Consider the following 14988-nt stretch of genomic DNA (forward strand, 5'->3'; position numbering starts at 1 on the left):
TATAACCGATAGCTACTGTCGCCAACACTAGTTGCCAGTTCGTAAGCTCCGCTCTACCCGTGTATCCGCTTCGGTCTCCAACCCAAACTGCATCGCCGCCAACTTCGCATACAGCCCGCCGCGCGCGACTAACTCGTCATGTCGCCCGATATCCACGATGCGCCCCGCATCCAGCACGACGATGCGGTCTGCCTTCTGGATCGTTGCCAGCCGGTGCGCGATGACCAGCGTCGTGCGGTGCTGCATGGCGGCTTCCAGCGCGGCCTGAACGACGCGCTCGCTCTCGGCATCCAGTGCACTGGTCGCCTCATCCAGCAGCAGCAGCGGCGGGTTCTTCAGCATGGCCCGGGCGATGCTGATGCGCTGGCGCTGGCCGCCGGACAGGCGCACGCCGCGTTCGCCGAGGAAGCTCTGGTAGCCCTCGGGCAGCGCGCGGATGAAGTCGTCCGCGAAGGCGGCCTTGGCCGCAGCCATCACCTCGTCGTCGGTCGCCTCGGGCCGGCCGTAGCGGATGTTCTCCATCGCCGTCGTCGAGAAGATGACGCTGTCTTGCGGCACCAGGCCGATGGCGTGGCGCAGATCGGCGAGCTTGAGCTGCTGCGTGGGCACGCCGTTCAGGCGGATGACGCCGGACTGCGGGTCGTAGAAGCGCAATAACAGCTGGAACAGCGTGCTCTTGCCGGCGCCGCTGGGGCCCACCAGCGCGACGGTTTCGCCGGGCGCGATGGTCAGCTGCACGCCGTCCAGCGCGGCGGTCTGCGGGCGGGAGGGGTAGTGGAACAGCACGTCGCTGAACTCCACGCGTGAGCCGCCGGTCGTGGTGGGCAGCGTCTGCGGTGAGGCCGGATCAGCCACGGGCGACTGCGCGTTCATCAGCTCCACCAGCCGCTCGGTGGCGCCGGCAGCACGCAGCACATCCCCCCACACCTCGGCCAGCACAGCCACGGAGCTGACCAGCAGCGTCACGTACACCACCGTCTGCCCCAGGTGGCCGGCGCTGATCTTGCCGGCGATGACGGCCTGCGTGCCCTGGTACAGCCCCCACAGCATGGCGCCGAACACGGCGGTGATGATGAAGGCCACCATGAAGCTGCGGATGCGCGTGCGCTTGCGTGCGGTGTCGAACGCGGCCTCGCTGGCGGCGGCGAAGCGCTTGGCCTCGGCGCCTTCCTGCGTGTAACTCTGCACAACCGTGACGGCGTTCAGCACTTCGCCGGCAATGGCCGAGGTGTCGGCCACGCGGTCCTGGCTGGCGCGCGACAGCTTGCGCACGCGGCGGCCGAAGTACAGCGCCGGCGCGACGATGAGCACCAGCAGCCCCAGCACCTGGCCCATCACATAGGGGTTGGTGACGACCAGCATCACCAGCGCGCCTATGCCCATCACCGAGTTGCGCAGGCCCATGGACAGGCTGGAGCCCACCACGGTCTGCACGACGGTGGTGTCGGTGGTGATGCGGCTCAGCACCTCGCCGGTCTGCGTGGTCTCGAAGAACTCGGGGCTCTGGCGCAGCACGTGGGTGTAGACGGCGTTGCGCAGGTCGGCGGTGACGCGTTCGCCCAGCCAGGTGACCATGTAGAAGCGCGAGGCCGAGAACAGGCCCAGCGCGGCGCCCACGGCGAACATCGCGAGGAAGTGCTCGCGCAGCGCCACCAGCCGCTCGCCGGCATTGCCGGCTGCGAAGCCGGCGTCGATGAGGCCGCGCAGCGCGATGGGGAAGGCGAGGGTGGCCAGCGCGGCCAGCACCAGCGCCAGCAGCGCCAGCGCAATGCGGCCGCGGTAGGGCCGCAGGAAGGGCGCCAGGCCGCTCAGCGAGCGGGCCTGCTTGGAGGCCGGGCGTTCGGTGGTCGTGGAACTCATGGGGTCAGGGTCTAGAAGCTGTGAGCAGGCCGCGCGCAACCGAGCAGGTCGTCGCAGCGCCGCCAATCAAGGCGCGAAGCGCAGCCGTAGCTGGGACTACGGCGAGCATTTGCAACGCCGAGTGGCGGCGTTGCGGCGGGATGAGCGGGTGTGCGGGGCTTGCTCACAGCTTCTCCAGCACGCCGCAGGTGTGGGCGAGCATGGGATCGGTCAAGTCCTGATGGCAGAGCAGCTGCAGCACATGGGTGCGCCAGCGCGCGCCGTGGTCGTCGTGGAAGTCGGGCACGCCGGGCCACACGCGGTCCCAGCGGAACACGGCGCAGCCGGCGGCGCGCAACGCGGCGTAGACGGGCTCGGCGTCGTCCACCCACAGCGGCATCACATAGGGGGCGGCCTGTGCGGGCAGGGCGCCCAGCAGCGGGCGCGCGCCGGGCAGGTTCTGCGCGCAGCGGTAGAGCATCTCGAAATGGGCGCGGCGGCGCGCGACGATGCGGGCGCGCGGCAGCCCGAACAGCCGCCGGGCCGCGCCCGTGGGCGCCTGTTCGCTGCGGCTGAGGTCGCACTCGGCCATGTTGTCGGCCTCGCTGAGCACACGCGGCGGGGCGGTGGGTGCGGGCGGGCGCGGCGGGCCGTTCTTTGCGCGGAACAGCGCGCCCAGCACGGTGTTCAGGCCGGTCAGCCGGCCCTGCTCGCTGCTGCGCTCCAGCACATTGACCCAGGCCTTGAGCTGCTGCCGCGCGCTGGCGGGCTGCAAGGTCTGCGGCGGCAGTGGGTTGGCCGAGGCCAGCAGGCCGGCTTCCGGCACCGGGAAGAACTTGGACACGCTGGCCGTGGCCAGGTCGCCCCAGTGGCCGATGGGCCGCTCGCCGGCCTGGCCGAAGAAGGTGTGGGCGCAGTCTTCCACCAGTGCAATGCCATGCCGGTCGCACCAGGCGCGCACGGCGGCCAGCGAGCGCGGCAGGCCGAACAGCTGGGCGACGACGATGGCCTTGGTGCGCGGGGCCGGCGTGATGGCGTCCAGCGCCGGTAGGCCATCAGGGCCCAGCGGGTAGAACTGCAGCTCGGCCCCGGCCGCGCGCAGCGGCGCCACCAGCGTGGGGCAGTGGTAGCTGGGCGCCAGCACCGTGTCGCCGGGCTGCACACCCAGCGCCTTGCAGGCCGCGAACAGCGCGGCGCGGCCGCTGGTCAGCAGCCGGGTGTGGGGCAGGTCGTCAACGGCGGGGAGGCCGCTGTCGCGGTCGCCGCCGAGGTTGTCCCAGCCGAAGGTGGGGTGCGTGGGTTGGCGAGTGCTCATCGGGCGGGGATTAGACCAGTGGCGGCCTGCCCACGTAGCCGGTCAATTCCAGGTAGCCGGCGCCGATCTGTCGGCCGCCGGCGTCCTGCAGCCAGGCCACGCCTTCCCAATAGACCAGCCCGCTGCTGCGGCGCGCGTCGACCTCCTGCTCGTCGAACGCCGCCGCCAGCCGCAGCTCGCCGGCCGGGCACTTCAGCCGCCATTCCACGGGCCAGCGGCCGCCGGTGGCGGGGCTGGTCCAGTGGCGGGTGGGCGTCATCTCCACCTCGTCGGCGCCAAAGCTGCGGTCGGGCTGGCCCGGCGTGCGCAGGCTGCCGCCGGCCCAGTCGCGCGAGCCGTCGGCGCGGCGCAGCTGGAACAGCGTCAGCGCACGGCCGTCGTCGAGGTTGATGCCCAGCCAGTCCCAGCCGGCGGTGTCGCCCAGGTAGTTGTCGCTCCACTCGTGGTCCAGCCACGAGCGGCCGGTCAGCTGCAGCGCGCGGCCGTCCAGCGTCATGACCGCCTGCGTGGCGAGCTGGGGGCGGGAGTAGTAGTGGCTGAACTGCTTGGGGTTGGAGCCCTTGCGCGACAGGCCGCCGTCGCCCTGCTGCAGCGGCGGCGCGGGCGTGGCGAGCTGCAGTTGCAGCGCGAAGCCGGGGCCGTTGAAGATGGCGCGGTAGTCGTCGGCGGTGCGCTTGAGCGTCCAGTCGCGCAGCTTCACGTCGCAGTCGCCGACCTGCGTGTGCGCCACGCCGGGCAGCGCGCGCAGCAGGCGCTGCGTGTGGCGCTGCTTCTTGGCGCCCAGGTCCGACAGCGCCACATGGCCCAGCAGCAGCTGCTTGGCCGCCAGCGGGCTGGGGTGGTCTTTCGCGGCGGGGCCGGGCAGGCTGAAGAAGGTCAGCTGGTAGCCCAGCCGCGGCGGGCCGCCGGCCTCGCCCAGCAGGCCGGTCAAGTACCACCACTCGATGCCCTGGCCGGGATGGGCGCCGAAGTCGGCGGGGAAGTTCAGCGCGGCGCGGGCCTGCAACGGCAGCGCGGCGAGCAGCAGTGCGCGGCGCTTCATGCATCCTCCCTGACGGCACGAACGGCATCGGCACCCAGCGCACGCCGCCCCGCCAGCAGCGACGCGCCCACCGCCGCCGCAAATGCCAGCCCCACCAGCACGGCCAGCCGCGCGGCGGGCAGGTGCATGTCCATGCTCCAGTGAAAGCTCTGCGGGTTGACGACGAACACCAGCACCGCCGACAGCGCCAGCCCCAGGCCCAGCCCGGCCAGCGCGCCGGCGCCGCCGGTCAGGCTGGCCTCCAGCAGCAGCAGCTTCGTCAGCGCGGGCTTGGACAGGCCCAGGTGGCGCAGCAGCCCGAACTCGCGCTTGCGCGCCAGCGCCTGCGCCGACTGGCTGGCGATGACGCCGAACAGCCCCACGGCCAGCGCCACGGCCTGCAGCCACACGGTGATGGCAAAGCTGCGGTCGAAGATCTGCAGCGACAGCGCGCGCAGCTCGCCGGCGGCGGCCAGCTCGATGTCGTCGCCGCCCAGGCGCCGCAGCGTGGCGCGGGCGGCGTCCAGCGACTGGCCCGGCGCGAGCTGCAAGGCCAGCTCGGTGGTGGTGACGTCGTCGCTGGCGCGGCGGTAGTCGGGCAGGTTCATCCAGATGGCCGTCGTCATGCGCGAGTAGTCGCGCCACACGCCCATGACCTGCAGGTCGACGAGGCGGCCCGAGTCGGGGAACTGCGCGCGGAACACGCGGCCCGGGCGCAGCCCGTCGCGGTCGCGCGCGGCCTCGTTGACCCAGACGGGCAGCGCGGCGGGCGTGGTGGCGCCTCGCCAGCGCTCCACCAGCGGCAGCCGGCCGCTGTCCAGCTCGCGGGCGGTGAGTGCCACCGCTTCGCGGCCGGGCGCCAGCCGCAGCCGCGACGAGCGCTGCAGCGACACGCGCGCGAAGCCGGGCTCGCGCTGCACGGCGGCGATCAGCGGCTGCGGCAGCGGCGCCTGCAGCGCGCTGCGCACGTAGAGGTCGGCGGGCAGCGCGTCGTCCAGCCATTGCTGCAGCGATTCGCGGAAGCTGCCGATCATGACCGTCATCGCGACGGCCAGCGCCAGCGCCACCAGCACGCCGGCCAGCGAGCGGCGGGCCTCGCTGGCCTGGTCGCGGCTGCGTTCGCGGGCCAGCAGCAGCAGGGCGCCCGCCGGCAACTTGCCCAGCAGCGCGGCCAGCCCGCGCACCAGCGCCGGCACCAGCGCGAGGCCGCACAGCAGCAGGCAGAGCATCGACACATACGCGCCCAGCGGCAGGTCGGCGGCCACGGGCGGCAGCCAGGCCAGGGCGGTGCCCAGCGCCAGCAGCGCGAGCCCGGCCCAGGCGGGCACCGCGCGACCGGCGGGCAGGCCCAGGCCCTTGAGCACCTGCGCGGGTGCAATGCGGCGCACGGTGAGCGCCGGCGCCAGCGCGGCCAGCAGCGTGGCGGCCAGGCCCAGAGCCGCGCAGGTCAGCGCGGGCAGCAGCAGCGGCTGGTTGAACAGCAGCGCGGTGGCCTCGCCGCTGGCGCCGTGCAGGCCCAGGTCGCTGCCCATCAGCTTGAGCGCACCGGCCGCGAGGCCCAGGCCCAGCGCCAGACCCAGTGCGCTGCCGATGGCGCCGATGGCGGCCCCTTCCAGCAGGATCAGCCGCCAGCGCATGCGCGCCGACACGCCCAGCACGCCCACCAGCGCCCATTGCGGCAGCCGCTGCGCGGTGGCCAGCGACAGTACCGCGTAGACGAGGAAGCTGCCGGTGAACAGCGCCATCAGCGCCAGCAGGCCCAGGTTGACGCGGTAGGCGCGCGTCATGTCCGCCAGCCGCGCGCCCTCGTCGCCGGGCGGCGTGGCGCGCCAGCGGGCGGGCAGGCTGCGCTGCCAGGTGGCGGCGTCGGTGCCCGCGCCGAGCTGCACGTCGATGCGGTCCAGAGTGCCCAGGCGGCCCAGCAGCGCCTGCGCGTCGGCGATGTCCATGACGGCCAGCGGCGCATTGCCGGCGACGATGCGGCCACCGATGGCGAACGTCACGTCGCGCGGCGCGCTGCCGTCGCGCTGCGGCAGGCGCAGCGTCAGCCGGGTCTGGCCGGGCGCCAACAGGCGCTGGGCGGCGGCGTTGAGGTGCAGCGTCTGCGGTGTCAGCAGCACGCCGGGGCCTTGCGGGCCGTCCAGCTGCGGCACCAGCTCGGGCGCCAGCGGCCGGGCACCGGCGGCCGAGGCCAGCAGCGCCAGCGGGTCCACGGCGATCAGCTCCAGCGACAGCGCCATGCCATGCGGCGTTTTCTGGCCCGGCCACAGTGCGCGGCCTTCGATGACGGGGTTGGCGGCGGCGACCTCGGGGCGGTTCAGCAACTCGGGGAGGTCGGCGTCGGTCAGCGGGCCGGACTGCGCGCGGACGATGAGATCGGGCTGGCCGTTGATGCCGCGGGCGGCTCTCGCGAACTCGGTGAGGGCGGCACCGTTGAGCAGCTGGACGCCGAAGGCCAGCGCGACGCCCAGCATCACGGCGACGATGGCCAGCACGACGCGGCCGGGCTGGTCGCGCCAGGTGGGCCAGGTGAGGTGGCGCCAGAGGTTTACTGGCATGGCGCTGCGCGTCGTGAATGGCGTTGCATGCCTGCGGCCAGCCGGGAGTTCGCCCCGGCGGGCGACCTACTTTCTGAGCGACCAGAAAGTAGGCAAAGAGTCGCCCCCGCTCCGTCGCCCCTCCGCTGCGCTGCGGGGTCCCCTGCGATGCTCAAAGCCCAGGGCCGCGCTGAACTCGTGCCGCTACGCTCTGCTCGAACAGTCACCGCGAAGTCAGTGCTTGAAGCGTGCTTCGCACGCGCCCTGGGCTCCTGCGCTTCTCGGCTCCTCCAAAGGGGTGTGAAGGAACAGCCAGAACAGCCGTCAGCGTCGTCTCGGAATCTCGGTGTCACTCGCGCACGCCGTTCGGTGGATGTATTTCCTCTTCCCCCCCTTTAGCCCCGCCGAGGAACGGAAGACCTTGAAGGCGTGCGCGCAGCGCACTTCAAGAACTGACTCCGCACGGCTGTTCGAGCAGAGCGTAGCGGCGCGAGTTCCGGGCGGGCCTTCAAGGGCTGAGTACCGCAGGGAACCCCGAGCAACGCGAGGGGCGGGGCGGCCGGGGGCGGTTTCTTTGCTTACTTTCTTGGGCGCCCAAGAAAGTGAGTCGGCCGCCGGGACGAAATCCCGGCTGGGCCTAGGCGTCAAGCCGATGTCACGCCGCATGCAATCCATCGGCATCCATCCGCAACCGCCGATCCGCCGCCTGCGCAGCAACGTCAGAGTGCGTGACCAGCAAGCAAGCCGCCCCCGCCTCATGCGTGCACCGCCTCAGCAACTCCAACACCTCCGCCGCATGCCGCGCATCCAGATTCCCGGTCGGCTCATCCGCCAGCACCAGCCGCGGCCGGTGCACCAGGGCTCGCGCAATCGCGACCCGCTGCAACTGCCCGCCCGACAACTGTCTCGGCATGCGCGCCGCCAACGCCGCGAGGTCCACCGCCTCCAGCATCGCCGCCACGCGCCCGTCGTCGCGCAAGCCCAGCAGCCGCAGCGGTAGCGCCACGTTGTCCGCCACGCTCAAGTGCGGCAGCAGGTGAAAGGCCTGGAACACGAAACCCAGCGCCTCGCGCCGCAGCGCCGACCGCGCCTCGTCGTCCATCGCGCGCAAGTCCTGACCCGCCAGCACGATGGAGCCGGCATCCGCCTCGTCCAGCCCCGCCAGGCAGTTCAGCAGCGTGGACTTGCCGCTGCCCGACTCGCCCAGCAGCGCGACGATCTCGCCGGGGGCCAGGTCTACATCGATGCCGGCGAACACCGGCACATCGCCATACGACTTGGTCAGCCCCCGTGCGCGCAGCAGCGACGACGGAGCGTTCTCAACATTGGGGAACATGGGCGGGGAATGTAGGCGGTTTTGGGGCTTGCCCTGAGGGAGCGGCGATGCCGGCCGCGCATCATCGCTGGCATGTCGCATGCCCTCTCGCCCGCCGACCTCACGGCCTGGCTGACCGACGCGCGCCGCCTGGGCGCGGCCGCGTTCGCCGAAGTGTGTTTTGAACGCCTGCGCGCCGAGTTGCGCTGCGAGCGCGGCGCCATCATCAGCTCGCGCCACGGCGAGCGGGCCTATCACGACGCCCACTACTTTGGCTTCCCCGACATCGCCGCCACCATGGCCAGCTGGCAGCAGGTCGCGCATCTCGACAGCGTCAGCCCCCAACTGGTGATGAACCCCGGGCGCGCGAAGCTGCAGGACGCGGACATGCCCGAGATTGCCGGCCCGGAATGCGAGCCACTGCGCCAGCACCTGCGCAATCACGACGTGATCCACACGCTGGCGCTGGCCGTCTGCACGCCGGACCGGCCCGAGACCATGACCGTCTTCCTGCTGGTGCGCACGCAGCAGGGCGACCGCTATGGCCCTGGCGACCAGGCCCGGCTTGAGGCGCTGGGGCCGCTGGTGGACGAGTTGCTGGCGATCAACCGCGCGCAATCGCTGATGCGCAGCCCCCACATCGGCGCGCAGGACCTGCCGGTGGCGCTGGCCAGCCATGGGGGCGGGCTGCTGGTCAGCACGCCGGCCTTTGCGCGGCTGATGTGGCCCGGCGCGGCGCCGGAGACCAGCCTGCTGGAGCCGGACTGCCTGCGCGCGCTGCAGGCCGGGCGGGCCTGGCCGCTGGCCGACGGCAAGCACAGCCTCGTCGGCCTGCCCGAGGCGGATGGCTGGCTGCTGCGCTTGCGCCCCAGCAGCCGGATAGACCAGCTGACGCAGCGCGAGCGCGAGGTCGCCGGGCTGTATGCCGGCGGCAGCTCGTACAAGGAGATCTCCAAGCGGCTGGCACTGTCGCCCGCCACGGTGCGCAACCACCTGGCCAACATCTACCGCAAGCTGGAGGTGGGGCATCGCACGGGGTTGATAGGCGCGCTGTCCTGAATCGGAGGTGCGATCCCCCCGGGCTCGGCGGTCCTAGTGCATCTGCATCATTGGCGCGGCTGACGGTCGCCGGCACGCTGGCGGTCTGTTCAAGGAGACTGCCCATGATGATGAAGATCGCCTTGCCGGCTGTGCTGGCCTTGTCCGCGACGCTGGCCCAGGGCCAGAGCATCGACCTGAACCACTACGCCGATGCGCTGTACCGCAAGAACGGCGACTTCTGGTGGGGCAGCACGCAATCCGGTGACGCTCCGTCCTACGAGGCCGTCTACGGGATCAGCAGCGACTGGTACAGCCGATCAATCGTGTCGGGTGCGGCCACGTTCGGCCGGATGTCGGGGCAGGGCAAGGTCATGGCCTTCACGAAGGAGGGGGACCAGGCCTCGGCCGTCGCCTGGCTGGACGATAGCTCCGTCTACGACACCCTGACCATCCAGTCCGCCACGCTGCCGGTGGGCACGCCGGTGATGCTGGAAGTGACGATGGACCTGTGGAGCCGGCAGCTCAACGCGGGCGCCAATCAGGGCGTAACCGGCTGGGCGACTTGCGGTTTCGACAAGCCCAACTTCCTGACCATACAGATCGAGGGTTCGGTCCAGCAGAGCCAGACGGGCTTCTGTCGTTCGGCCGTGGGAGAGGCGATGCCTTTCCGGACCGTGCTGTACGGGCGCAGCACCGCAGACGCCGCCTTCGGCTCCTCGCAGGTGCGCAGCTTCGAGGCCGTGGCGAACTTCAGCGTGCGCATGGTGACCGAGGGGGCCAGCTTCAGTAGCGCCAGCGGTGCGCTGTATCTGGCCCAGCCCGTGCCGGAGCCGGCCAGTGCGGCGCTGCTGCTGGGTGGCCTGGCGTTGCTGGGTTCACGGCGCGTCCGCCGCTGCTGATCGTCAGGCCATCAAGCGCTGCAGCCAGGCCAGCAGCTCCGGCACCGGCTGCACGCCGTCGCAGGCGATGACCCGGCGCTGCGGCATGCTGCGCAGCCAGGTCACCTGGCGCTTGGCGAGCTGGCGCGTGGCCGCGATGCCGCGCTCGCGCAGGTCCGAGAAGTTGTCGGCGTCGAGCGCTTCCCAGACCTGCCGGTAGCCCACGCAGCGCATGGACGGCAGCGCCAGCGACAGGTCGCCGCGTGCGCGCAGCGCCTTCACTTCGTCGATGAGGCCTTGTTCCAGCATGACGTCGAAGCGCTGCGCCAGCCGCTCGTGCAGCCAGGCGCGGTCATCGGGCTCCAGCGAGAACAGCGGCCAGTTGACGCCTTCCTCGCGCGTGGCGGCATGCAGTGCGCTCAGTGGTTGGCCGGTCAGGCGGATGACCTCCAGCGCGCGCTGGATGCGCTGGCTGTCGTTGGGCGCCAGGCGGGCGCCGGTCTCGGGGTCCAGCTTCGCGAGCTCGGCGTGCATGGCTGGCCAGCCGCGTTCGGCCGCTTCGGCGTCGATGGTGGCGCGCAGTTCGGCATCGGCCTGCGGCAGCGTCGACAGGCCGTCGAACAGCGCCTTGAAGTACAGCATGGTGCCGCCCACCAGCAGCGGCAGCTTGCCGCGTGCGCTGATCTCGGCGGCCAGACGTTTCGTGTCGCGCACGAACTCGGCGGCCGAGTAGCTCTCCAGCGGGTCGAGGATGTCGATCAGGTGGTGCGGCACGGCGGCCTGCTCGGCGGCGGTGGGCTTGGCGGTACCGATGTCCATGCCACGGTACACCAGCGCGGAGTCCACGCTGATGATCTCGACGGGCAGCACCTCGGCAATCGCCAAGGCCGCTGCGGTCTTGCCGCAGCCGGTCGGGCCGGCGAGGCAGATCGGGCTCATGGCGCGGAGGAAGAAATGCAACCACAGAGGCACAGAGGCACAGAGAAGCAGCCCTCCGAATTTCCTCTGTGGCTCAGTGCCTCTGTGGTTGCATTGGCGGGCCGAGGTGTAACGCCAGTTCTCAAAACCGCTCCCACGGTGCGAGATAGCGCCACTGGCCCACCGGCAGGTTGCCCAGCGGGATGCGGCCGATGCGCACGCGCTTCAGGCCCACGACCTTGAGGCCGACCAGCTCGCACATGCGGCGGATCTGGCGCTTCTTGCCCTCGCGCAGCACAAAGCGCAGCTGGTGCTCGTTCTGCCAGCTGACCTTGGCGGGCTTGAGTTCCTCGCCGTCCAGCGACAGGCCGTGGTTCAGCAGCGCAAGCTTGTTGTTCGACAGCGCGGCGTTGGGCAACGTGCCCTCGGGCACCGGCTCACCGCCGGGCAGGCCGACGAACTCGACGCGCACCAGGTATTCCTTCTCGATGTCGGAGTCGTCGCCGATCAGCGCCTTGGCGATGCGGCCGTCCTGCGTCAGCACCAAGAGGCCGGTGGAGTCGATGTCCAGCCGGCCGGCGGGCGCGAGGTGGCGGTGGTGGTTGGGGTGGGGCTTGATGCCGGACGGGTCGTCCTTCCAGCGGTTCTCCTGCTGGAACAGCACGACCGCCGGCTCGTAGCCGTCCTCGGCCTGGCCTGACACATAGCCGATGGGCTTGTGCAGCAGCACGGTGACCAGCTGCGACTGGGCCTGGCGGGCGGCGGGGTCGATGTCGATCTGAACGTCACCGACGACGCGCTGGCCCAGCACGGCCACCTTGCCGTCCACGCGCACCCAGCCGGCGGCGATCCATTCGTCGGCCTCGCGGCGCGACGCCAGCTTCAGCTCGCTCATGCGCTTGGACAGGCGGTCGCCGTCCTCGGCGTCGACCTGGCGGGCCGGGTTGTTGCGGCGTTGCGGGCGCTGAGGCGGCTCGAAGTCGGGGCCGCGGTTGGACGCGCGGCGCTGGTCGATGCGCGGCGGGCGGTCGTCGCGCGGGCGGTCGGCCGGGCGTTCATCGCGGTGCTCGTTGCGCCGCACCGGCTCGCCCCGCTGCGCGCGTTGCGGCGGGCCGTCCGGGTTGAAGCCGCCGGCGCGCGGGCCGGGGCGGCCCTGGCGGTCGTCGCGGGGCCGGTCGCCACGGTCATCGCGACGGAACGGTTCGCCGCGCTGCGGCGGGTGCTCGGGCCTGAAGCCGGTGGCCTTGGGCCGGGCAGGGCGCTCGTCGCGCTGCGGCGCCGGCCGCTCGCGCTTCTGCTGCGCCTGCTGGTAGCGCTCCTCGCGCTCGGCCCGGTCGGCCTGCGCCTGGGCCAGCGTGGGGCGGGGCTTGGACACGCCCTTGCCGCGCACGGGCGCGCGCTTCTCGCCCTCGGCGTTGCGGGTCTTGGCGGCGGGTTTCTTGTTCTTGAGAGTCAGCGTGGCCATGTTCAGCGTCCGCGAAGAAAGAGGGCGTCCAGCTCTTTCATGTCGAGCTGGCGCCAGGTGGGGCGGCCGTGGTTGCACTGGTCGGCGCGCTCGGTGGCTTCCATGTCGCGCAGCAGCGCGTTCATCTCGTCCAGCGTCAGCTGCCGGTTGGCGCGCACGGCGCCGTGGCAGGCCATGGTGGCCAGGATCTCGTGCTGCGCGCGCTCCAGCACGGAGCTGGCGTCGAACTGCGCCATCTCGGCCAGCAGCTCGCGGGTCAGCGCGACGAGGTCGCCGTTGGCCAGCAGCGCGGGGCGCGAGCGCACGGCCAGCGTGTGGGTGGACAGCGGCGACACGTCCAGCCCCAGCTGGCTCAGCGTCTCGGCATGCTGCTCGGCGGCGGCCACCTCTTCGGCCGTCGCGGCAAAGCTGACCGGGATCAGCAGCGGCTGGCTCTCGATGGTGGTGGAGCCCAGCTTGGCCTTCAGCCGCTCGTAGACGACGCGCTCGTGGGCGGCGTGCATGTCGACGATGACCAGGCCCTGGCTGTTCTCGGCCAGCACATAGACGCCCTGGATCTGCGCGATGGCGCGGCCCAGCGGCCAGTCGTGCTCAGGCAGCGGCGTGCGCAGCGTGACGGTGGGGGCGGCAGGCGCCGCGGTCGGCGAGGGCGCCTCGACCCGCTCCTGCGGCTGCCACAGCGTCTCGTGCTGCGCCAGCGACAGCCGCACCTGCTCGGCCGTGGGCGGCACGGGCGGCGTGAAGGGCTGGGCGGCCTGGTAGGTGGGGCGCGGCTCGGCCACGTACAGCGTGGACGCCATCGTCGGCGCGAAGCCCAGCGGCGCCATCGCGGATTCGACGCCGGCGGCCTCGGCGCTGCGCGACTGGGCCAACGCGTCGATGAAGGCGCGGCGCACCGATTGGTGGATGGCGCGGCCGTCGCGGAAGCGCACCTCGATCTTGGTCGGGTGCACGTTCACGTCCACCAGCTCGGGCGCGATCTCGATGAACAGCACATAGCTGGGCTGGCGCTGGCCGTGCAGCACGTCTTCATAGGCCGAGCGGATCGCGTGGCTGATGAGCTTGTCGCGCACATAGCGGCCGTTGACCCACACGTACTGCTGGTCGGCGCGCGAGCGTGCGGCCTCGGGCAGGCCGGCGCGGCCGGTGAGCGCCAGCGGGCCTGCGCTGTGTTCGAAGGCGCGGCTCTCGGCGGTGAAGTCTTCGCCCAGCACGTCGCTGATGCGCTGCTCGGCGGAGCCGGCGCGCCACTGGTCCACCAGCTTGCCCTCGTGCCAGATCGCGAAGCCCACGTCGGGTCGCGCCAACGCATGGCGGCGCACGGCCTCCACGCAATGGGCCAGCTCGGTGGCGTCGGTCTTCAGGAACTTGCGGCGCGCGGGGGTGGAAAAGAACAGCTCGCGCACCTCCACGCTGGTGCCGCGCGCACGGGCGGCGGGCTGCAGCTCGCCGCTGCGGGCGTCCAGCCGGTGGGCATGGACGTCGGCGGCGGTACGGCTGGCGATGGCCATGTCGGACACCGACGCGATGGCCGCCAGCGCCTCACCACGGAAGCCCATGGTCGCGACCGATTCCAGGTCGTTCAGGTTGGCGATCTTGCTGGTGGCGTGGCGCTTCAGCGCCAGCGGCAGCTGGGCGACGGGGATGCCGCAGCCGTCGTCCTCCACGACGATGGCGCGCACGCCGCCGGCCATCAGCTTGACCTGGATGTTCCTGGCGCCGGCATCCAGCGCGTTGTCCACCAGCTCGCGCACGACCGAGGCGGGGCGTTCGACCACCTCGCCGGCGGCGATCTGGCTGATCAGCTCGTCGGGCAGTTCGCGGATGACGCGGGGTGAGGGAACGACTTCGGGCAGGGACACATCCATCCCATGGATTATCGGCGGGCTGTCATGCACCCACCCGGATAATGGCCGCCATGGACCTGATGCATTTCCTCATCGATTTCATCCTGAACGTGGATGACCACCTGGCCGCCTTCGTGCAGGCCTATGGCGTGTGGGTGTACGCGCTGCTGTTTCTGATCGTGTTCACCGAGACCGGCGTGGTGGTCATGCCCTTCCTGCCGGGCGACTCGCTGCTGTTCGTCGTCGGCGCGCTGTGCGGCGCGGGGCTGATGAGCCTGCCGGTGGCCATTGCCGTGCTGCTGGTGGCGGCCATCCTTGGCGATCAGTGCAACTACATGATCGGCCGCTACATCGGCCCCAAGGTGTTCAAGTGGGAGCAGTCCCGCCTCTTCAACAAGAAGGCGTTCGACGCGGCCCATGCCTTCTATGAGAAGCATGGCGGCATCACCATCATCATTGCCCGCTTCATGCCCTTCGTGCGCACCTTCGTGCCCTTCGTGGCCGGTGTGGCCGAGATGACGCGCACCAAGTTCACGCTGTTCAACGTGGTGGGCGCGGTGATCTGGGTGGTGGGCCTGTGCGTGGCGGGCTATCTGTTCGGCAACCTGCCGTGGGTGCAGACGCATCTGAGCAAGATCATCTGGGCCATGATCATCATCCCGGGGCTGATCGTGATTGCCGGCGGCCTGAAGGCGCGCTTCCGCCGCCAGCCAGGCTGACTGAAACGCAGCCCCTCGTCCAAGGAGTACCTTGGCCGGTCCCCCGAGGGGACGGCGATGCTTGCGGCATTGAACCGCAAGCACATCGCCAGG

Annotated in this window: 11 protein-coding genes; 3 read left to right on the top strand and 8 right to left on the bottom strand. The window is 71.3% G+C overall.

What is annotated here, in order from left to right:
* Window positions 1-27 precede the first annotated feature (27 nt).
* The 5 genes from J2X21_RS06800 to J2X21_RS06820 form a co-directional block, all read right to left on the bottom strand.
* Window positions 28-1860 (bottom strand): ABC transporter transmembrane domain-containing protein, encoded by a 1833-nt coding sequence (locus tag J2X21_RS06800; protein WP_310326482.1) that lies wholly within the window; start codon window positions 1858-1860, stop codon window positions 28-30.
* 163 nt (window positions 1861-2023) lie between these two features.
* A complete protein-coding gene (locus J2X21_RS06805; RefSeq protein ID WP_310326484.1) occupies window positions 2024-3154 on the bottom strand; it encodes a DegT/DnrJ/EryC1/StrS family aminotransferase in 1131 nt (376 codons plus the stop codon).
* A gap of 10 nt (window positions 3155-3164) precedes the next feature.
* Window positions 3165-4196, bottom strand: coding sequence for a lipocalin-like domain-containing protein (locus tag J2X21_RS06810; protein WP_310326486.1), 1032 nt, complete (start codon window positions 4194-4196; stop codon window positions 3165-3167).
* Complete coding sequence (locus J2X21_RS06815) at window positions 4193-6733, bottom strand: ABC transporter permease (RefSeq protein ID WP_310326488.1); 2541 nt, start codon at window positions 6731-6733, stop codon at window positions 4193-4195. Before J2X21_RS06815 ends, J2X21_RS06810 begins: the two co-directional genes overlap by 4 nt.
* A 634-nt stretch (window positions 6734-7367) precedes the next feature.
* Window positions 7368-8048 (bottom strand): ABC transporter ATP-binding protein, encoded by a 681-nt coding sequence (locus J2X21_RS06820; RefSeq protein ID WP_310326490.1) that lies wholly within the window; start codon window positions 8046-8048, stop codon window positions 7368-7370.
* Between the two features lie 72 nt (window positions 8049-8120).
* On the opposite strand from J2X21_RS06820, the gene J2X21_RS06825 reads away from it, so the two are divergent.
* Together J2X21_RS06825 and J2X21_RS06830 are read left to right on the top strand one after the other, a co-directional pair.
* The gene (locus J2X21_RS06825) at window positions 8121-9086 is read left to right on the top strand and encodes a helix-turn-helix transcriptional regulator (protein ID WP_310326494.1); all 966 of its coding nucleotides are present in this window, start codon (window positions 8121-8123) and stop codon (window positions 9084-9086) included.
* A 104-nt stretch (window positions 9087-9190) separates the two neighbouring features.
* On the top strand, window positions 9191-9967 hold the full coding sequence (locus J2X21_RS06830; protein WP_310326497.1) for a PEP-CTERM sorting domain-containing protein: 777 nt from the start codon (window positions 9191-9193) through the stop codon (window positions 9965-9967).
* A 3-nt stretch (window positions 9968-9970) separates the two neighbouring features.
* Here the strand turns inward: J2X21_RS06830 and miaA are convergent, their stop codons facing one another.
* From miaA to mutL, 3 genes are all read right to left on the bottom strand, one after another.
* Window positions 9971-10885 carry a tRNA (adenosine(37)-N6)-dimethylallyltransferase MiaA gene (gene miaA, locus J2X21_RS06835; protein WP_310326499.1) on the bottom strand — a complete coding sequence of 305 codons (915 nt, stop codon included), beginning with the start codon at window positions 10883-10885 and terminating at the stop codon, window positions 9971-9973.
* A 121-nt stretch (window positions 10886-11006) separates the two neighbouring features.
* The gene (locus J2X21_RS06840; RefSeq protein WP_310326503.1) at window positions 11007-12329 is read right to left on the bottom strand and encodes a pseudouridine synthase; all 1323 of its coding nucleotides are present in this window, start codon (window positions 12327-12329) and stop codon (window positions 11007-11009) included.
* A gap of 2 nt (window positions 12330-12331) precedes the next feature.
* The gene (gene mutL / locus J2X21_RS06845; RefSeq protein WP_310326506.1) at window positions 12332-14197 is read right to left on the bottom strand and encodes a DNA mismatch repair endonuclease MutL; all 1866 of its coding nucleotides are present in this window, start codon (window positions 14195-14197) and stop codon (window positions 12332-12334) included.
* Between the two features lie 50 nt (window positions 14198-14247).
* Here mutL and J2X21_RS06850 point away from each other — a divergent pair, with 50 nt between their 5' ends.
* Window positions 14248-14895 carry a DedA family protein gene (locus tag J2X21_RS06850; protein WP_310326508.1) on the top strand — a complete coding sequence of 216 codons (648 nt, stop codon included), beginning with the start codon at window positions 14248-14250 and terminating at the stop codon, window positions 14893-14895.
* Window positions 14896-14988 lie beyond the last annotated feature (93 nt).

Origin of the sequence: Roseateles asaccharophilus, from assembly GCF_031458115.1 — a bacterium.
GTDB classification, from domain to species: domain Bacteria; phylum Pseudomonadota; class Gammaproteobacteria; order Burkholderiales; family Burkholderiaceae_C; genus Pelomonas; species Pelomonas asaccharophilus_A.